General features: G+C 58.9%; 15 protein-coding genes and 1 pseudogene. 6 read left to right on the plus strand and 10 right to left on the minus strand.

Annotated elements, in window-relative coordinates:
* Positions 1–298: 298 nt before the first annotated feature.
* The 3 genes from CKW17_RS30505 to CKW17_RS00345 form a co-directional block, all read right to left on the minus strand.
* Positions 299–490 (minus strand): hypothetical protein, encoded by a 192-nt coding sequence (locus CKW17_RS30505; RefSeq protein ID WP_256586173.1) that lies wholly within the window; start codon positions 488–490, stop codon positions 299–301.
* A 408-nt stretch (positions 491–898) separates the two neighbouring features.
* Positions 899–2,332, minus strand: a complete 1,434-nt coding sequence (locus CKW17_RS00340) for a heavy metal sensor histidine kinase (RefSeq protein ID WP_095118210.1) — start codon at positions 2,330–2,332, stop codon at positions 899–901.
* Positions 2,329–3,003 (minus strand): heavy metal response regulator transcription factor, encoded by a 675-nt coding sequence (locus tag CKW17_RS00345; RefSeq protein ID WP_007920164.1) that lies wholly within the window; start codon positions 3,001–3,003, stop codon positions 2,329–2,331. The genes CKW17_RS00340 and CKW17_RS00345 overlap by 4 nt, the downstream gene beginning before the upstream one ends.
* Positions 3,004–3,538: 535 nt before the next feature.
* Between CKW17_RS00345 and CKW17_RS00350 the strand changes: the two genes are divergently transcribed.
* From CKW17_RS00350 to CKW17_RS00375, 6 genes are all read left to right on the plus strand, one after another.
* The gene (locus tag CKW17_RS00350) at positions 3,539–4,786 is read left to right on the plus strand and encodes a TolC family protein (protein WP_095118211.1); all 1,248 of its coding nucleotides are present in this window, start codon (positions 3,539–3,541) and stop codon (positions 4,784–4,786) included.
* A gap of 49 nt (positions 4,787–4,835) precedes the next feature.
* A complete protein-coding gene (locus CKW17_RS00355) occupies positions 4,836–6,029 on the plus strand; it encodes an efflux RND transporter periplasmic adaptor subunit (protein ID WP_095118212.1) in 1,194 nt (397 codons plus the stop codon).
* Positions 6,030–6,044: 15 nt separating this feature from the next.
* Positions 6,045–9,197: a CusA/CzcA family heavy metal efflux RND transporter gene (locus CKW17_RS00360; RefSeq protein WP_095118213.1), complete on the plus strand. Its 3,153-nt coding sequence runs from the start codon at positions 6,045–6,047 to the stop codon at positions 9,195–9,197.
* Positions 9,198–9,419: 222 nt separating this feature from the next.
* On the plus strand, positions 9,420–9,623 hold the full coding sequence (locus tag CKW17_RS00365; protein WP_095118214.1) for a co-regulatory protein PtrA N-terminal domain-containing protein: 204 nt from the start codon (positions 9,420–9,422) through the stop codon (positions 9,621–9,623).
* A 78-nt stretch (positions 9,624–9,701) separates the two neighbouring features.
* On the plus strand, positions 9,702–10,034 hold the full coding sequence (locus tag CKW17_RS00370; RefSeq protein WP_095118215.1) for a DUF2790 domain-containing protein: 333 nt from the start codon (positions 9,702–9,704) through the stop codon (positions 10,032–10,034).
* Positions 10,035–10,483: 449 nt separating this feature from the next.
* Positions 10,484–10,864, plus strand: coding sequence for a DUF6124 family protein (locus tag CKW17_RS00375; RefSeq protein ID WP_095118216.1), 381 nt, complete (start codon positions 10,484–10,486; stop codon positions 10,862–10,864).
* A 346-nt stretch (positions 10,865–11,210) separates the two neighbouring features.
* Here the strand turns inward: CKW17_RS00375 and CKW17_RS00380 are convergent, their stop codons facing one another.
* The 7 genes and pseudogenes from CKW17_RS00380 to nuoJ form a co-directional block, all read right to left on the minus strand.
* On the minus strand, positions 11,211–12,536 hold the full coding sequence (locus tag CKW17_RS00380; protein ID WP_095118217.1) for an OprD family porin: 1,326 nt from the start codon (positions 12,534–12,536) through the stop codon (positions 11,211–11,213).
* Positions 12,537–12,883: 347 nt separating this feature from the next.
* Positions 12,884–12,979 (minus strand): annotated as a pseudogene (locus CKW17_RS30680) (transcriptional regulator); the annotation flags it as partial.
* Between the two features lie 277 nt (positions 12,980–13,256).
* Positions 13,257–14,720, minus strand: coding sequence for an NADH-quinone oxidoreductase subunit NuoN (gene nuoN / locus CKW17_RS00390; protein WP_007920173.1), 1,464 nt, complete (start codon positions 14,718–14,720; stop codon positions 13,257–13,259).
* 7 nt (positions 14,721–14,727) lie between these two features.
* Positions 14,728–16,260, minus strand: a complete 1,533-nt coding sequence (gene nuoM, locus CKW17_RS00395; protein WP_016986254.1) for an NADH-quinone oxidoreductase subunit M — start codon at positions 16,258–16,260, stop codon at positions 14,728–14,730.
* Between the two features lie 39 nt (positions 16,261–16,299).
* Positions 16,300–18,153, minus strand: a complete 1,854-nt coding sequence (gene nuoL, locus CKW17_RS00400) for an NADH-quinone oxidoreductase subunit L (protein ID WP_007920175.1) — start codon at positions 18,151–18,153, stop codon at positions 16,300–16,302.
* Positions 18,150–18,458: an NADH-quinone oxidoreductase subunit NuoK gene (gene nuoK / locus CKW17_RS00405; protein WP_003223790.1), complete on the minus strand. Its 309-nt coding sequence runs from the start codon at positions 18,456–18,458 to the stop codon at positions 18,150–18,152. Before nuoK ends, nuoL begins: the two co-directional genes overlap by 4 nt.
* Before the next feature lie 3 nt (positions 18,459–18,461).
* Positions 18,462–18,962 (minus strand): NADH-quinone oxidoreductase subunit J, encoded by a 501-nt coding sequence (gene nuoJ / locus CKW17_RS00410; protein ID WP_007920176.1) that lies wholly within the window; start codon positions 18,960–18,962, stop codon positions 18,462–18,464.

The raw sequence follows: 18,962 nt of genomic DNA on the forward strand, positions 1-18,962 counted from the left end.
GGGAACTGTGAAAGGCGAACGGCACCGGAAGGTGCCGTTTTCTTTACTGTCTGTGCCATTGCTATCGCGAGCAGGCTCACTCCTACAGGGGATTGAGGCGTACGCATCATCTGTGAACGATACAAAAACCTGTAGGAGTGAGCCTGCTCGCGATTGCGGTGTGTCAGATAACAAAGATGTGACTGACCCACCGCCATCGCTTGCAGGCAATCTCACACAGATTGCAGTGGTGTTCACAAAACTCCAAAACACCCTGCCCACTGCAGCAGCTACTAAAGGGCATCGGTCAATGCCAGCTTCATGCTTGAATTTCTTCAAAGGTATCAAGCATGGCGTCAGGCAATGGCGAATCGAAATCTTCAGGCAGCACCAACTTGCCTTTCATAGCGCCAATTCGTGGTGTACCGGTTTTTCCTGTGTGAGCGAGAAGGCGCTGCGCCCGACCTTGGACTGCCAGAATCTCGATTTCTGCAACCAACTCGCAAAACATGTCTCTGCTCATAGTTTGACCCGCATCGTTCTTCAATCTGCAAAGACATTAACCATAGAACTCCACACTCAAGGCTGGCTGTAGGACGAAACGGATGTTAGGGCGGGAGCTTTCGGAGTTTGTGCGGAGACGAGAGCGTATCGGTAAGAAATCGTACAAAACTCCCGATTCCCATTCTGACATTCAACATGGATATCGCCTGATCCGACGCTTTCGCGAGCAAGCTCGCTCCCACAGGTTTTGGCGGCGTCCACATGTTTTGTGGATGACTACTGCCCCTGTGGGAGCGAGCCTGCTCGCGAAGGCTGAGTATCAGGCAGTGCAGATGTTGCAGGACCCACCGCCATCGCAAGCGGGCGAAGGCCTGCAGGTTTCAGTGGTGTCCACAAAACCTGAGTACCCCGCAAATCACTGTGGGAGCTTGCCTGCAAGCGAAGGGGGCGTTGGCGTCACCGCAGGAAAGCCAAGCCGGAACACGGTCATCGCCCCCGGCAAGCTCTTAACCTCCGCCACCCCCTGATGCAGGCTCATGATCGAGCGCACGATCGCCAGCCCCAATCCCGTGCTGCCCTGCGAGCGTGAGCGGCTGCTGTCGACGCGGTAGAAGCGGTCGAACAGATGTGGCAGATGTTGCGCCTCGATCCCGGCACCGGGGTTGCTGACCAGCAGGGAGGCCTGGTTCGCTCCTTGTTCGATCAGCAACGTCACGGTTTTCCCGTTCGGGCAGTGGCGCAGCGCATTCGACAGCAAATTCGAAATCGCCCGTTGAATCATCAGCCGATCGCCCATCACCGTCGCGCTGCCGACGACATTCAAATGAATGTTCTTATCCTGCGCCGACAATGAAAACATCTCGGCCACTTTCGCGACTTCAATCTCCAGCGCCACCGCTTCAAACGGCGCCAGCGCCGACGGATGACTCACCTGCGCGAGAAACAACATGTCCGAGACAATCCGCGCCACGCGCTCCAGTTCCTCGGTGCATGACACCAACACATCTTTGTACTCATCCACCGAGCGCTCGCGCGAAAGGGTCACCTGCGCCTTGCCCATCAGGTTATTGATCGGCGTACGCAGCTCATGCGCCAGGTCATCGGAAAATTGCGACAACTGCTGCACCCCGGCATCCAGCCGATGCAGCATGAAGTTGATGCCCTGCGCCAGTTCACTCAACTCCTGCGGCATGTTTACCACCGACAGCCTGTGTTCCAGATCCTGGGTAGAGACCATCGCCGCCACTTTGCGAAACTCGCGCAGCGGCGCCAAACCCCGCTGCACCGCGCCCCAGGCCGTCAGGCCGATAAACACCAGCAACAATGGCAAGGCAATCAGCGTCGAGCGCAGATACGCGCTGAGCAAAGCCTGATCATGGGCGTTGTCCATCGACAGCAGCACCGGCACGCTGTTGCCGTCCTTGAGGCGAATCAGCTTGGACACGGTGAGGAATTTCGCCCCTTCGGCATCGATGCTGTCGGAGTAAGTCAATTGATCAGTGGTTGCCCGCACTGCTTTCAATTCAACCCGTGGATCAGTCAAACCGCTGCCGGATTTAAGCAGCGGCGAGCGCAGGTTCAAGCGGTCATAAATCGTCAACGTCAGGTTGTCATGGCCCATCACCTGATCGAGCAGAATATGCGGCTTGCCACTGATTTCATTGGCATCGATGTACAGCGACAGGCTGTGCTCCACCTGCGCCATCTTCTTTTCCAGGCTGTCTCGAGATAGCGCATTCAGTTCATGGGTCAGAGCGAAGTAGGCGAGGATCGCCAGAAACACCACCAACAGTGCGCCGAGAATACTCACCGTCAAACCAAGGCGCATCGACAGGCTGGAGGGCTTCATTCCCGTGCCTCCAGCACATAGCCGACACCGCGCAGGGTGTGAATCAGTTTGCTGTCGAACGGGTCGTCGATCTTCGCCCGCAAACGGCGGATCGACACTTCGACCACGTTGGTGTCGCAGTCGAAATTCATGTCCCACACCAGCGAGATAATTTGTGTGCGCGTCAGCACTTCACCGGACTGGCGCATCAGCAAATGCAGCAGGGCGAATTCCTTGGTGGTCAGGTCAATACGCTGCGCGCCACGAAACGCACGATGGCGGCCCGGATCGAGTTCCAGATCAGCGACTTTCAGCACCTGCGGCACCGGGATGTTTTCGCTACGGCGCATCAATGTGCGCACCCGCGCCAGCAATTCGGGGAACTCGAACGGCTTGACCAGATAATCGTCGGCGCCCAGATCCAGGCCGCGAATCTTGTCGGCCAAACGCCCGCGCGCGGTGAGCATCATCACTCGTGTGGAATGAGTGCGACGCAACTGTTCCAGCACACCCCAGCCGTCGAGTTCCGGCAGGTTCACGTCGAGAATAATCAGGTCATACGCTTGTTGTTGCGCCAGATGCAGGCCATCGGCACCGGTGGCCGCGTGGTCAACGACATAACCACTTTCGGTCAAACCCTGATGCAAGTATTCGGCAGCTTTAAGCTCGTCCTCGACGACAAGGATTCGCATGATCTTTCACCACTTTTATTTGATGGGTATTTAATTAAGAAGGCCCTCACCCTAGCCTTCTCCCAGAGGGAGAGGGGACTGAGCGCGGGATATTTCGGAACTACGCCGACGTTAAAACAATTTACTGAATCCATAATCGACTTGATGTAACAGGTCGATAAATAACGCCAGACACTTCGGTCAGCTCCCTCTCCCCCCGGGAGAGGGCTGGGGTGAGGGGAAGTCCGGACGATAAAGGTTGTAGTGGCTACAGGGTCAACCACCAAGCGCTTTAAAACGGTGCTCTGCGACAGCCGGTCGCAGCGCAAGCCACAAAATCCCCATGACTTTTATTCCGGCAAGTGCAATTCAGCAGATAACTAGCGCGTTTTTGTTTCGATGTATTTCGATAACGCCGCCAGCACTTCGCATCCTAGAGCAAAACAACTTCGGCAAACCGTGGATAACGGATTTGTAATGTTCCAGTCACCTTGTCGATAAGTTCAAAACCCTACCGTGGCGGCATCCGAGATTCTTGAATAAAGGAAGTCTTCCATTGCCCGGTTTAATAAAACTGACGGCGCGATCACGCCTGAAAAAAACCGCCAGCGGCATCCTGTTGCTGGCCTGTACCAGCCTTGCAAACGCGGCGCCCCTGACTCTGGAGCAAGCCCTGCAAAGTGCCTTCGCCGGCAACCCGGACCTGGCCGCTGCGCAGTGGGAAATCGGCATCGCTCAAGGCGAGCGTCAGCAAGCCGGGCTGATCCTCAATCCCGAAGTGTCGTGGGAGGCTGAAGACACTCGCCGCGATTCGCGCACAACCACGGTGATGCTCAGTCAGCCGATCGAACTGGGCGGCAAACGCGGCGCGCGGATCGATGTCGCCAGCCGCGCGCAGGACGCTGCCGGCATCGAACTGGAGCGCAAGCGCAATGCCTTGCGTGCAGACGTCATTCAGGCGTTCAACAGCGCGCAAACCGCGCAGCAACGCTTGCAGCTGTCGCGGCAATCCCTGCAATTGGCCGAGCACGGTGTGCGCGTGGCGCAAGGGCGCATCGAAGCAGGAAAATCATCACCGGTCGAAGGCACGCGCGCGCAAGTGCAGCTCTCGGAAGTGCGCCTTGAACTGAGCCGGGCAGAACGCGATCAGGCCACCGCGTACCAACAATTGGCGCAAGTCATGGGCGCGCCGTTGCCGACGTCGACCAAGGTGCAGGCACCCACGCAAAGCATGCCGGACGTTCCTCCACCGACACGATTGCTCGAACGTCTGAACGAGACCGCCGAACTGCGTCTGGCCAAACTGCAGATCGATCAACGCGAAGCGTCATTGGGCCTGGAAAAATCCCAGCGCATTCCCGACCTCACCGTGAGCATCGGCAGCCAGTACAGCGAAACCGAGCGCGAGCGGGTCAACGTGGTCGGGCTGTCGATGCCGATTCCGCTGTTCAACCGCAATCAGGGCAACGTACTCGCCGCAGCGCGCCGAACCGATCAGGCGCGGGATCTGCGCAACGCCACCGAGCTGCGTTTGCGCACGGAAATCCAGACCAGTCTCGAGCAATGGCAGACCGCCAATGGCGAGGTAAAGGCATTCAACCAGACCATCCTGCCTGCGGCGCAAAGTGCGGTCGACAGCGCCACCCGTGGTTTCGAAATGGGTAAGTTCGGCTTCCTCGATGTGCTCGATGCGCAACGCACTTTGATCAGCGCCCGTAGCCAGTACATCCAGGCAGTCAGCGAAGCGACCGATGCCCGCGTACGCATTGAACGGATCTTCGGCGACCTCAGCGTCAGCCCTTGAATTTCACTTTTCACAGCACTGCGCGCAGGTATGACGCAGAGGAGTTTCCATGGATCAAAAACTGATGGTGGTCGCGGTGGCGACGTTGGCGCTGGGCATTGGTATCGGCTCGATGTGGGCGGGCGATGCAAGCATCGATGCCCATGCCGATGAAGCAGCCGAACATGCCGATCACGCCGAAGAAGGTGCCGCCGCCGAAGGCGAGCATGGCGAAGAAGGGCACATTGAGTTGAGCGCCGAACAAATCACCGCTGCCGGCATTCAACTCGCCGAAGCACGGGCGCAAAACATCAGCCGCGGTCTGCCATTCCCCGGCGAAGTGCGCTTCGACGAAGACCGCACTGCCCACGTCGTGCCACGCGTGCCGGGCGTGGTCGATTCGGTGGCGGTCAACCTCGGGCAAACCGTGAAGAAGGGCCAGTTGCTGGCGGTGATCGCCAGTCAGCAGATCTCCGATCAACGCAGCGAACAAGCTGCCGCGCAGCGTCGCCTGGCCTTGGCGCGCACCACCTACGAGCGCGAGAAAAAACTCTGGCAGGACAAGATCTCCGCCGAGCAGGATTTCCTCCAGGCGAAACAGGCGCTGGAAGAGGCGGAGATCGCCATGAACAACGCCCGGCAGAAAATTAGCGTGCTCAGCGGCAGCGTGGTCGCCACCGGCGGCAATCGCTATGAATTGCGCGCGCTGTTCGACGGCGTGGTGGTGGAAAAACACCTGACGCCGGGCGAGGTGGTTGATGAAAGTACAGCGGCGTTCACGCTCTCGGATCTGTCGCGAGTGTGGGTGACGTTCGGCGTGTCACCGAAGGATCTGAACAAGGTTCAAGTAGGCAAAGCGGTCACCGTCAGCGCCCCGGAGTTGAACGCAGAAGTGGTCGGCAGCGTGGCTTACGTCGGCAGCCTGCTCGGCGAACAAACCCGCACCGCGACCGTCCGCGTCACCCTGGAAAATCCGCAAGGCTCGTGGCGCCCCGGTCTGTTCGTCACCGCGCTGGTCGCCACTGACAGCCGCGAAGCGAAAGTCGCCGTACCGGAATCTGCGATCCAGACCGTCGAGGACAAATCCACGGTGTTCGTGCGTACCGACGATGGCTTCGAAGCGAGAGCAGTAGAGCTGGGCAGTCGCGCAGGCGGCCATGTGGAAATCACTCAAGGCCTGGAACCGGGCGCGCAAGTCGCCAGCGCCGGCAGCTTCGTCCTCAAGTCGGAGCTGGGCAAAGCCTCAGCCGAGCATAGTCATTAATTCTGGAAGGTCCTCATGTTCGAACGCCTGATCCAGTTTGCCATCGAGCAACGCATCATCGTGCTGCTCGCCGTTCTGCTCATGGCCGGCCTCGGCATCGCCAGTTATCAAAAACTGCCGATCGACGCCGTACCCGACATCACCAACGTCCAGGTGCAGATCAACACCGGCGCCGCCGGGTTCTCGCCGCTGGAAACCGAGCAACGCATCACTTTCCCGATTGAAACCGCGATGGCCGGTTTGCCGGCACTGGAGCAGACCCGTTCGCTGTCGCGCTCGGGGCTGTCGCAAGTCACGGTGATCTTCAAGGACGGCACCGACCTGTTCTTCGCTCGTCAGTTGGTCAACGAGCGTTTGCAGATCGCCAAGGAGCAATTGCCCGAAGGCGCGGAAGCGGTCATGGGGCCGATTTCCACCGGCCTCGGCGAGATCTTTTTGTGGACGGTCGAGGCCAAGGAGGGCGCGCTCAAGGACGACGGAACCGAGTACACGCCGACCGATCTGCGGGTGATTCAGGACTGGATCATCAAGCCGCAATTGCGCAACGTGCCGGGTGTGGCGGAGATCAACACTATCGGCGGTTTCGCCAAGGAATATCAGATCGCGCCGGATCCGAAACGCCTGGCGGCGTACAAGCTGACGCTTACTGATCTGGTCACCGCGCTGGAGCGCAACAACGCCAACGTCGGCGCCGGTTACATCGAGCGCAGCGGCGAGCAATTGCTGATCCGCGCGCCGGGGCAAGTGGCGAGCACCGAAGACATTGCCAACATCGTCATGGCCAATGTCGACGGCACGCCGATCCGCGTGAAGAACGTCGCGACAGTGGAAATCGGCCGCGAATTGCGCAGCGGTGCGGCCACAGAAAACGGTCGCGAAGTGGTGCTCGGCACGGTGTTCATGCTGATCGGCGAGAACAGCCGCTCGGTCTCGCAAGCGGTCGCCAGCAAGCTCGAACAGATCAATAAATCCCTGCCGCAAGGCGTGATCGCCGTGCCGGTGTACGACCGCACGCACCTGGTCGACAAAGCCATCGCCACAGTGAAAAAGAACCTTATCGAAGGCGCGATTCTGGTCATCGCGATTCTGTTCCTGTTCCTCGGCAATATCCGCGCGGCGCTGATTACCGCGATGGTGATTCCGCTGTCGATGCTGTTCACCTTTACCGGGATGTTCAGCAATAAAGTCAGCGCCAACCTGATGAGCCTCGGCGCGCTCGACTTCGGCATTATCGTCGACGGCGCGGTGGTGATCGTTGAAAACACCCTGCGTCGACTGGCCCATGCGCAGCAGCATCACGGACGATTGTTGACCCGTGCCGAGCGTTTCAAGGAGGTGTTCGCGGCGGCGAAAGAAGCGCGGCGACCGCTGATTTTCGGGCAGTTGATCATCATGGTCGTGTACCTGCCGATCTTCGCGCTCAGCGGCGTCGAAGGGAAAATGTTCCACCCGATGGCGTTCACGGTGGTCATCGCTTTGCTTGGCGCGATGTTGCTTTCCGTGACCTTCGTGCCGGCGGCGATTGCGTTGTTCGTAACCGGCAAGGTCAAGGAAGAAGAGGGCGCGGTGATGCGCGGCGCACGTCGCGTTTATGCACCGGCGCTGGCGTGGGTGATGAGTCATCGTGCTGTCGCGGTGGGCGCTGCTTTGGGCGTGATCGTGCTTAGCGGTGTGCTCACCAGCCGCATGGGCAGCGAGTTTGTGCCGAGCCTCAGCGAAGGGGATTTTGCTTTGCAAGCGTTGCGCGTGCCGGGCACCAGCCTGACGCAATCGGTGGACATGCAGCAGCGGCTGGAAACGCTGATTCTGGCGAAGGTGCCGGAAGTCGAGCGCGTTTTTGCTCGTACCGGCACCGCCGAAATCGCCTCCGATCCGATGCCGCCGAATATCTCCGACAGCTATGTGATGCTCAAGCCGAAAGAGCAGTGGCCGGATCCGGGCAAGTCCCGCGAAACTTTGATGGCCGAACTGCAAGCCGCCGCCGCGACACTGCCGGGCAGCAACTATGAACTGTCGCAGCCGATCCAGTTGCGTTTCAACGAGCTGATCTCCGGCGTGCGCAGCGACGTCGCGGTCAAGGTGTTTGGTGATGACATGGACGTGCTCAACGCCACCGCTGCGAAAATCGCTGCTGCCATGCAAAAGGTCAACGGCGCATCCGAAGTGAAGGTCGAGCAAACCACCGGGTTGCCGGTGCTGACCATCAACATTGATCGCGACAAAGCGGCGCGCTACGGGCTCAACGTCGGTGATGTGCAGGACACCATTGCCGTTGCGGTCGGCGGGCGTAAGGCCGGGACGTTGTATGAGGGTGATCGGCGTTTCGATATGGTCGTGCGCTTGTCAGATGCCATGCGCAAGGATATCGACGGCTTGTCGGCGTTGCTGATTCCGGTGCCGGCGCCTTTGAATGGAGCGGCGAATCAAATCGGCTTTATCGCGCTGCAAGACGTCGCCAGCCTCGACCTGGTGCTCGGGCCGAATCAGGTCAGCCGCGAGAACGGCAAGCGTCTAGTGATCGTCAGCGCCAACGTGCGCGGGCGTGATATCGGTTCGTTTGTCAGCGAGGCCGGTGAGGTGATCGAGCGTGATGTGCAAGTCCCGGCCGGTTACTGGACCAGTTGGGGCGGGCAGTTCGAGCAACTGCAATCGGCGGCCAAGCGCTTGCAGATCGTGGTGCCGGTGGCGCTGCTGCTGGTGTTCGGCTTGTTGTTCATGATGTTCAACAATCTCAAGGACGGCTTGCTGGTGTTTACCGGGATTCCGTTTGCCTTGACCGGTGGGGTCATGGCGCTGTGGTTGCGGGATATTCCGCTGTCGATTTCGGCGGGGGTCGGGTTTATCGCGTTGTCCGGGGTGGCGGTGTTGAACGGCTTGGTGATGATTGCGTTTATTCGTAATTTGCGTGAGGAGGGGCGTTCGCTGTCCGATGCCATTAACGAAGGTGCGCTGACGCGTTTGCGGCCGGTGCTGATGACAGCGCTGGTGGCTTCGCTGGGCTTTATTCCGATGGCGCTTGCGACCGGCACAGGTGCGGAGGTGCAGCGACCACTGGCGACTGTAGTGATCGGCGGAATCCTGTCCTCGACGATCCTCACGTTGCTGATCTTGCCGGCGCTTTACCAACTTGCCCATCGCCGGGATGAGGACGCTGTTCCAACTAAATAGGTAATCCCCTTGTAGGAGTGAGCCTGCTCGCGATAGCGGTCTATCAGTCAGATCTAAATTGACTGACCCACCGCTATCGCGAGCAGGCTCACTCCTACAGGTTTTGTGTTCGACTTCAGGAGAGTGCCGGGCACATAACGGATATGTAATTTCCCCGCCACCGTCACGATAGGTTCGGATTGTTACCTTGATCCCGTCAGTTACTTAAACGAGGAATCAACGATGAAACTTGCCCAACTCAGTACCTTCGCCGCCGCTCTGGCGATCTCTTCCGTGGCGTTGGCCGAAGGCGGTGGCGACCGCACTTTCGAGCGGATGATGAGCAGCCATGACCGCTCCATGGAACTCTTCGTCGCCAAGGAAAAAGCCGCCGGCAACCCGGTGGTCGTCAACGACAAGAAAGACGACAAGACCCGCGAGCTGTAAGCCTGCTGCACCTGAACAAGCCCGTTATCGCGCATCGATGCCGGGCTTTTTTTACGCCCGGACGGGAAGGAAATGGATATGAAAGTACTCAAGTTGATCGCATTCGCGGTTGTCATGGCGATGTCGGTGAATGTGCTGGCTGAAGGCGGTGGTGACCGCACCTTTGAACGCGCGCTCAGCGCCAACAGCAAAGCCATGGAACAGTACGCCGCCAACCAGGGCAAAGCGCCGCCGGTGGTGAAGGATTACGAATACGGAATGAAGCTGGACGTGGTCAAGGTGGTGAGTGTGGTGAAGCCGCAGCCTGCGTGCAAAGTGGTGCCCACTGCGATGACCTACGAGGATTCCAAAGGTCAGCTCAACACCATCAAGTACAACGTGATGGGCGTGTGTCGAAACGGCGGGAGCTGAATCTGTAACGTCTAATCGCGGTCCCCTGTAGGAGCTGCCGAAGGCTGCGATCTTTTGATCTTGATCTTTAAAATCAAAAGATCGCAGCCTTCGGCAGCTCCTACACGTTCTGTATTTCAATTCGTGATGTTTAAGTGTTGTGTGGGAAGAGCGGAACCTTCCCACAATGTTTTCAGGTTGTCCGTCGGACGTCAGCTCTCTAGCCTGTGTGGGTCGCTGCCAATTCAGCGATCGGGATTGGAACCCCGTGGCTCAACTGAAGCAAAACGCACTGTTCATGACGTATGCTTGCGCACTTTCATGTGTGCACTCCGTTATGGCGGCTGTGCGCGGGAGACTTCGAGTCTGTCGGGTTTGCTCAGTTGCCCGGGTTCCAACCTGCGTACAGCTGCCACCCTTTCGCGTGGAACCGAAAGGGCCAGCTCCACCTTCAAGCTGAGTAAAACATTATGAAAAAGCCAACCCCGAATCCCCCCGAAACAGACGTCATCCCGGACGCCAACTCAACATCCCCCTACGCCTCCGTCGAAACTAAAAAACTTCACGAAGCCGCCGACCGCGCCCTCGATTTCTACCTCAAACCCTCAGTCGCCATCATGTCCGCACCGTACATCCCCAACCAGATGTTCCTGGTCAATCCCAAAGCCGACACCGAATCATTACTGGCCAACGCCAGCGAATCCCTGGCCTCGGCCACGGTGATGCTCGGCGACTTCGCCGCGCTGTTGGGCGGCACCCATCGCAAGACCCTGCTCGGTATCGCGCAGGTCGTCATGCTTGGCGAATTAGCGGTGAACAAAGCGCTGGATAACGTAGATCCAAACGCGTAGCTATCAATGGCCGGGTTTTATCCGTTGTTTTTGCGTTGACCTCAAAATCCTGCCCCCTCAGCCCAGCCCTCTCCCCCGAGGGGGCGAGGGGGAAGGGAGCAGATCTTCAAGCCATTCAAAACCAGAGTACGCCCCGGTTTTTCAGGTCGATGTATCTTCAACAACCAGCTCGGTCAGTCCCCTCTACCTCTGGGAGAGGGCTAGGGTGAGGGCCGGGCCTAAACCTGGAATACATAACCACGGCAAAACACAGCGCAAAAAAAAGCGCCCCGAAGGACGCCAAAAGATTCACCTCTTACCAAAGGAGCAAGGAGCTTCTAAAGGTGAATTTGCATCAACCGCGCAATCAGAGAATCGCCAGCGGATACTCGACAATCACCCGCACTTCATCCAGATCCGACTCGAACGCCGTGGCGCGGGTTGTGGCTTGGCGCAAGCGCAGTGACAGGTCTTTCATCGAACCGCTTTGCACCACGTATTTGACTTCGATATCGCGCTCCCAACGTTTCTGATCGGTCAGCGGATTGCCCTCGGCATCGCGACGCATGTACACCGCGTTGGCATTGGAATAATCCGCGTCGGTGCCGCGTGCGTAACGGGTCATGAACGACAGACCCGGTACGCCATAGGTGCTCATGTCGAGGTCATAGCGCACCATCCACGAACGCTCTTTCGGCGAGTTGAAGTCGCTGTACTGGATCGAGTTGTCGAGGAAGATCGAATCGGATTGGCGCAGGTAATCGAAGTCGTCATTGCCGTTGTTGCGCTGGTGGGAGAGGGCGACGGAGTGGGCACCAAGCTTGACGCCGACACGGCCGCTCCAGATGTTGTTGTCGAACTCGCCGAGCAGTTGTTTGCCTTCATCGACGGCCTTGTAATAATTCAGGCCACCGAACAGCGACAGATCATCGGACAGCGGATAGGTCCAGGCAGTACCGGCGTAATACTGATTCCAAGCATCCTTGAGGCGACTGGAGTACAGGCTGAAACTGAGGTTTTTGTTCAGCACGTAATCCCCGCCGCCATAAGCGATCCACGGCGAGTTGACCGGGCCTGCGTAGAACGTGGCGAAGTTCTCGCGCATGTCGCTGGACACCGGTTGGCTCATCGCATGCAACCGACCGCCCTGCAACGAAAGACCTTCAATGCTGGTGTTGCTCGCCGTCACCCCGCGAAAGCTTTCCGGCAGCAGGCGCGAGTCACCCGCCGCAACCACCGGATTGGCCGGGAACACATCGCCAACCTTGACCACCGTATCGAACGCCCGAATTTTCGCGGCGCCGCCAACCTTGGTGTATTCGTCCCGCGCTTCGCCGTCGCTGTTGACCGGCAACACATCAAACGAACTGCGCCCGCCATTACGGCCGTCACCGGTGTCGAGTTTCAGCCCAATCATCGCAAACGCATCGACCCCAACTCCGACGGTGCCTTGGGTGAAACCGGATTCGAACTTGCTGATCACGGCATGCGCCCAAGCCTCGGAATAACCGTTGCCGGTGGGGCTGGACTGACCATTGCGATGATCACGATTGAAGTAGAAATTGCGGTTGAGCAGCGTAAGGCTGCTGCCTTCGACAAAGCCTTCAGGCTTGTCTTCTGCAAACACCATGGACGGCCCGGCGCCGACCACCACCGCTAAAGCGGCCATCGATATTTTTGTAGGGTTAACCATCAAACACTCCTTGGGTTCGGCAGAACGGGAACGTGCTTCGGCGTGGGTTTTATTGTTCGGCGGGGCAGGGCCCGCCGGCATTGGTCGCCGGGTCACATCGTTGCAAGCTGCGGATAACGCCAAGGTGATGCGGGAATTACAATTTCGTCATGTGGTTATTTGGATTGAGTGAACGCCACACAAACCTGTGGGAGCGAGCTTGCTCCCACAGTGGTCTGAGTGAGTCTGATCGATCACATGAGAGCAGGTTTGGCTTTTTATCGTTCGAAGGTATCCAGCAAACCGTGTGATAGAGAGGCATCAGTTTCGGCGGGAAGTATGAGTTTGCCCTTCGTGTCGCCGATCCGTTTTACACGCGTCTTCTTCAATGTGATTTTGCCTTGGCGTTCTCTGGCTATCGCACCAATGCCATCCATCAACTCTGAAAAAATATCCCGCTTCATGGTTCGTGGATCTCCACTTGATAGGTGATCCTCAAATTTAACTACAAATGTCTTCTACGGAATGTCAGCCGTTGCTCACGGGTTTGCAGGCAAATTCCTAAAAAGGGGAGAGCGTAGTAAGTCAAAAGATCGCAGCCTTCGGCAGCTCCTACAGACCGCATACCATCCCAATGTAGGAGCTGCCGAAGGCTGCGATCTTTTTGACGTTAAATCCCACAAAAACAAAAACGGCACCCGAAGGTGCCGTTTCTATTTGTAGCTAAAAGCGACGGAGCAATCAGCCCGCCAGACCCGCCTGCTGAACCAGAGTCAGCAATGGCTGCGGGTACACACCCAGGAAGAATGCGACCAAGGCGATGGCCAGCAGCATCACGCCGCCTGCCTTCTGTTCCCAGTGCAGCTGGGCGTCGTGACGACGCAGGTTTGGCTCGATCAGGTACAGGGTGACCATCACGCGCAGGTAGTAGAAGACGCCGATGGCGCTGCCCAGCACCAGCGAACCGACCAGCCACCATTGGTGCGATTCAACACCGGTAGCGATGATGTAGAACTTGCCGATGAAGCCAGCGGTCAGCGGGATACCCGCCAGCGACAGCATCATCACGGTCAGCACGGCGGTCAGGTACGGACGGCGCCAGAACAGGCCGCGGTATTCGTACAGGGCATCCGCGTCACGGCCGTTGTACGGCGAGGACATCAGAGTGATCACGCCGAAGGCGCCGAGGCTGGTGATCACGTAGGTGACCAGGTACACGCCGATGGCTTCCACCGCCAGACCCTTGCTCGCCACTAGAGCGATCAGCAGGTAGCCGAAGTGTGCGATGGACGAGTAACCGAGCAGACGCTTGAGGTTGCTCTGGGTCAGGGCCAGCAGGTTACCGAACAGGATCGAGGCGATGGCGATGACGGTCAGCACGTCGCTCAGCACGCCGCTGCTGGCAGCAGGGGAGATCTGGAACAGACGCACCATCACCGCAAACACCGCAACCTTGGAAGCGGTCGCGAGGAACGCGGCGACCGGTGCCGGAGCACCTTCGTAAACGTCCGGCGTCCACAGGTGGAACGGTACCAGCGACAGCTTGAACGCCAGACCGATCAGCATCATGCCCAGGCCCAGTTGCGCCAGCGAGCTTGGCAGGCCAGTCGCAGCCAGCGCCTGACCGATACCGACGAAGCTCAGCGAACCCGAGTCTGCGTACAGCAGCGCCATACCGAACAACAGGAATGCGGAACCGGCGGCCGACAGCACCATGTACTTGATACCGGCTTCCAGCGAGCGCTTGTTGAAGAAGGCGTAAGCCACCAGACCGTAAACCGGTACCGAGAGCAGTTCCAGACCGATGAACAAACCGGCCAGGTGCTGCGCGCTGACCAGAACCAGACCACCGGCGGCGGCCATCAGGATCAGCAGGTACAGTTCTTCACGGTTGCCCGGGTAACCCGAACCGCCATCACCCAAGTAGGCGTGGGCGAGGGTCACACAGGCGAGGGTGGCGACCAGGATCAGCGCCATATACAGGCAAGCGAAGGTGTCGATTTGCAGCAATGGAGTCACGGCCAGAGGCGCGACTTTCAGGGCTGGCAGGATCGACAGCAAGGCCAGGTTCAGACCGGCGACCGAGATCAGGAAGGTCTGCGAGTGGTTGCGGCGCCAGGCGATTGCCAGCATCACCACGATAATGGTGAGGCTGGTGATCAACAGTGGCGCAAGCGCAATAAAGTGTTGAATCGTGAATTCCATAGCGCTCTTACCGGGCCGAAGCGAGTTGAGTGAAGGCGGTGCCGAGCCACTGCTGCACGCCATGCATCGTGGCGGCAGACGTGTCGAGGAACGGTTGCGGGTAGACGCCGAGGTAAACCAGCAGCACCGCAAGGCCGAGCACCATGATCAGTTCGCGAGCGTCCATGCCGTGCAGGATCGAATCCGATTTCGACGGACCGAAGTAGGCACGGTGGATCATGATCAGCGAGTAGACCGAACCGAACACCAGACCGGAAGTGGCAATCGCAGTGATCCATGGCCAGCTTGCGAAGGAGCCGATCAGGATCAGGAACTCACCGACAAAGTTACCGGTACCCGGCAAGCCCAAGGATGCGGCTGCAAAGAACAGGCTGATTGCCGGCAGGTAAGCGATACGCGACCACAGACCGCCCATCTCACGCATGTCACGAGTGTGCAGACGCTCGTACAACTGACCGCTGAGGATAAACAGTGCCGCCGCCGACACACCGTGCGCCAACATCTGGATCACTGCACCTTGCAGGGCCAGTTGGCTGCCGGAGTAGATGCCGATCAACACGAAACCCATGTGGGAAACGGACGAGAAGGCGATCAGACGCTTGATGTCGGTTTGTGCGAAAGCGAGGAACGCACCGTAGAAGATCCCGATCAGGCCGAGGGTCATGGCAATCGGCGCAAACTCGGCCGAAGCATTCGGGAACAGCGGCAGGGCGAAACGCAGCAGGCCGTAAGCAGCGGTTTTCAGCAAGATACCGGCGAGGTCGACGGAACCGGCAGTCGGCGCCTGGGCGTGGGCATCAGGCAACCACGAGTGGAACGGAACCACTGGCAGCTTGACCGCGAAGGCGATGAAGAAGCCGAGCATCAGGATGTACTCGGTGGTCATCGACATCTTGGTTTTCAACAGGTCGGCGTAGTTGAAGGTAATCACGCCAGTGTTGTTGAAGTTGACCAGCACCAGACCGAGGATCGCCACCAGCATGATCAGGCCGGAAGCCTGAGTGAAGATGAAGAACTTGGTCGCCGCGTAGATCCGGGTTTTCTTGCCGTCCGAAGAACTGTGACCCCAGAGCGCGATGAGGAAGTACATCGGCACCAGCATCATTTCCCAGAAGAAGAAGAACATGAACAGGTCGAGGGCGAGGAACACGCCGACAACGCCGCCCAGGATCCACATCAGGTTCAGGTGGAAGAAGCCAACGTGACGTTGAATCTCTTTCCACGAGCAGAGTACCGAGAGGATGCCCAGCAGACCGGTCAGCAGGATCATCAACAGCGACAGGCCGTCGAGGGCCAGGTGCACGTTGATGCCGAAGCGCTGGATCCAGACATGCTTGAACTCAAGCGCCCAGGTCGGATCGGCGCCAGGCGCCGGCGCAAATGAATAGTCACCGTGGGCCCACAGCCAGAGGCCGAGGGCGAGTTCCAGGGTCATGGTCAACAGCGCAATCCAGCGCGGGAGGGTAGCGCCGAAGCGCTCACCCATCCAGCACAGCAGGCCGCCGATGAAGGGGATCAGGATTAGCCAAGGCAGAATCATGACGGGCTCGTTTCCTTTCGCAAATTCGCAAGGTTCATATCAGACCGCTACCAGCACGATGGCGCCAATCACCAGCACGGCACCAGCAGCCATCGAAGCAGCGTACCAACGCAGTTGACCGGTCTCGGTGCGGCTCAGGGCGGTGTGACCACCCTTGGCCATACGCGGGATCAGACCGATGGTCTGGTCGAGCGGGTCTTTGCGCAGTACGTGGCTGATCGCCAGGTAAGGCTTGACGAACAGTTTGTCGTAGATCCAGTCGAAGCCCCAGGCAGCGAACCACCAGGCCGAAAGGAAACGGCCGATGCCGCTGTTGGCGATCGCCGTGACGAAGCGACGCTTGCCGAGGAACAGCAGCGCTGCCAGCAGGATGCCGGCCAGGGCGATGGCGCCCGAAGCGATTTCCAGACTGTGCTTGGCTTCGCCACCGGCATGGCCAACGCTTTCTGGCAGCACGCCGTGCAGCGGTGGCACGATCATGGCGCCGACGAAAGTCGACAGCACGATCAGCACCGACAGTGGCAGCCAGTGCGAGATGCCGTGACCGGCGTGGGCTTCAGTCTTGGCTTCACCGTGGAACGTGATGAAGATCAGGCGGAAGGTGTACAGCGACGTCATGAACGCGCCGACCAGACCTGCGTAGAGCAGACCGTGGTTGCCGCTGGCGAACGCTTCCCAAAGGATTTCGTCCTTGGAGTAGAAACCGGCGGTGACCAGTGGCAGAGCAGCGAGGGCGGCACCACCGACGATGAAGCTGGCGTAGGCCAGTGGCAGCTTTTTCCACAGACCGCCCATCTTGAAGATGTTCTGCTCGTGGTGGCAGGCAACGATCACCGCACCGGAAGCAAGGAACAGCAAGGCCTTGAAGAAGGCGTGGGTCATCAGGTGGAAAATCGCGCCATCCCATGCACCAACGCCCAGCGCCAGGAACATATAGCCGATCTGGCTCATGGTCGAGTAGGCGAGGATACGTTTGATGTCGGTCTGAACCAGAGCGGCGAAACCTGCCAGCACCAGCGTCACACCGCCGACGATGCCGACCAGGTGGAGGATTTCCGGCGCCAGGGTGAACAGACCGTGGGTACGGGCGATCAGGTAGACACCGGCGGTAACCATGGTTGCGGCGTGGATCAGTGCCGAAACCGGAGTCGGGCCGGCCATCGCGTCCGCGAGCCAGGTTTGCAGCGGCAGTTGTGCCGATTTACCGACCGCGCCACCCAGCAGCATCAGGGTTGCCAGGGTGATCCAGAAGTCGCCGACCTGGAATTTCTGCGGTGCCAGCACCAGCAGTTCCTGGATGTTCAGCGTGCCCACTTGCTGGAACAGGATGAACAGGCCGATGGCCATGAACACGTCGCCGATCCGGGTCACGATGAAGGCCTTGAGTGCGGCGTTACCGTTGTTGCGGTTGCTGTAGTAGAAACCGATCAACAAGTACGAGCACAGGCCCACGCCTTCCCAGCCGAAGTACAGGAACAACAGGTTATCGCCGAGCACCAGGAACAGCATGCTGGCGATAAACAGGTTGGTGTACGAGAAGAAGCGCGAGTAGCCCGCTTCGCCGCGCATGTACCAGGACGCGAACAGGTGGATCAGGAAACCCACGCCAACGACCACGCCGAGCATGGTGATCGACAGGCCATCGACGTAGAGGGCGAAGTCAGGCTTGAAGCCTTCGACCGCCATCCACTTCCACAGCACCAGGGTGTAGTGACCGCCTTCCGGTGGCGCGACGTTGAATTGCCAGATGACGTAGGCGGCGACAATCGCCGACAAGCCAATGGAACCCACGCCGATCAGCGCCGAGAGGTTTTCCGACCAGCGTCCACGGGAGAACGACAGCAGCAGGAAACCGATCAGAGGGAATACGAAAGTCAGAAAGATCAGGTTCATCCGCGCATCTCACTGGCAGCGTCGATATCGAGCGTGTGGAAGCGGCGATACAGTTGCAGCAGGATCGCCAGACCAATACTGGCCTCGGCGGCTGCAAGGCTGATCACCAGGATGAACATGATCTGTCCATCCGGCTGGCCCCAACGGGCGCCAGCAACAATGAACGCCAGTGCAGAGGCGTTCATCATCACTTCCAGACTCATCAACACGAACAAAATGTTGCGGCGGACCATCAGGCCGACCAGACCAAGGCAGAATAGGATGCCGGCAACTGCCAGACCATGTTCGAGAGGGATAGCAGGCATGTCTTACTCCTTCGCCTCGTTACGGCCCAAATGGAACGCCGTGACGGCTGCGGCGAGCAGCAGCATCGAGGCGAGTTCGACCACCAGCAGGTACGGACCGAACAGGCTGATGCCCACGGCTTTCGCGTCTACGGTGGTGTGGCCGATGGCCTGGCCGCTCTGGTGAGCGAACAGCACATACAGCAGTTCGGCCAGCAGCAGCGCGGCGAGAATCACCGGACCGGCCCAGATGCCGGGCTTGAGCCAGACGCGTTCTTGCTGAACCGAGGCGGGACCCAGGTTCAGCATCATCACCACAAACACGAACAGCACCATGATGGCGCCGGCGTAGGCGATCACTTCCAGCACGCCGGCGAACGGCGCGCCGAGTGCGAAGAAGGTCATGGCCACGGCGATCAACGAGATGATCAGGTAGAGCAGGGCGTGCACAGGGTTGGTGTTGGTGACTACGCGAAGCGTGGACACAACAGCGATACCCGATGCGAAATAGAAAGCGAATTCCAT

Source organism: Pseudomonas sp. Irchel s3f10 (genome assembly GCF_900187515.1).
Lineage (GTDB): Bacteria > Pseudomonadota > Gammaproteobacteria > Pseudomonadales > Pseudomonadaceae > Aquipseudomonas > Aquipseudomonas tensinigenes.

Coding starts and splice junctions, on each gene's coding strand:
- CKW17_RS30505 (WP_256586173.1), bottom strand. CDS start 490: ATGTTTTGCGAGTTGGTTGCAGAAATCGAGATTCTGGCAGTCCAAGGT.
- CKW17_RS00340 (WP_095118210.1), bottom strand. CDS start 2,332: ATGAAGCCCTCCAGCCTGTCGATGCGCCTTGGTTTGACGGTGAGTATT.
- CKW17_RS00345 (WP_007920164.1), bottom strand. CDS start 3,003: ATGCGAATCCTTGTCGTCGAGGACGAGCTTAAAGCTGCCGAATACTTG.
- CKW17_RS00355 (WP_095118212.1), top strand. CDS start 4,836: ATGGATCAAAAACTGATGGTGGTCGCGGTGGCGACGTTGGCGCTGGGC.
- CKW17_RS00360 (WP_095118213.1), top strand. CDS start 6,045: ATGTTCGAACGCCTGATCCAGTTTGCCATCGAGCAACGCATCATCGTG.
- CKW17_RS00365 (WP_095118214.1), top strand. CDS start 9,420: ATGAAACTTGCCCAACTCAGTACCTTCGCCGCCGCTCTGGCGATCTCT.
- CKW17_RS00370 (WP_095118215.1), top strand. CDS start 9,702: ATGAAAGTACTCAAGTTGATCGCATTCGCGGTTGTCATGGCGATGTCG.
- CKW17_RS00375 (WP_095118216.1), top strand. CDS start 10,484: ATGAAAAAGCCAACCCCGAATCCCCCCGAAACAGACGTCATCCCGGAC.
- CKW17_RS00380 (WP_095118217.1), bottom strand. CDS start 12,536: ATGGTTAACCCTACAAAAATATCGATGGCCGCTTTAGCGGTGGTGGTC.
- nuoN (WP_007920173.1), bottom strand. CDS start 14,720: ATGGAATTCACGATTCAACACTTTATTGCGCTTGCGCCACTGTTGATC.
- nuoM (WP_016986254.1), bottom strand. CDS start 16,260: ATGATTCTGCCTTGGCTAATCCTGATCCCCTTCATCGGCGGCCTGCTG.
- nuoL (WP_007920175.1), bottom strand. CDS start 18,153: ATGAACCTGATCTTTCTGACTTTCGTATTCCCTCTGATCGGTTTCCTG.
- nuoK (WP_003223790.1), bottom strand. CDS start 18,458: ATGCCTGCTATCCCTCTCGAACATGGTCTGGCAGTTGCCGGCATCCTA.
- nuoJ (WP_007920176.1), bottom strand. CDS start 18,962: ATGGAATTCGCTTTCTATTTCGCATCGGGTATCGCTGTTGTGTCCACG.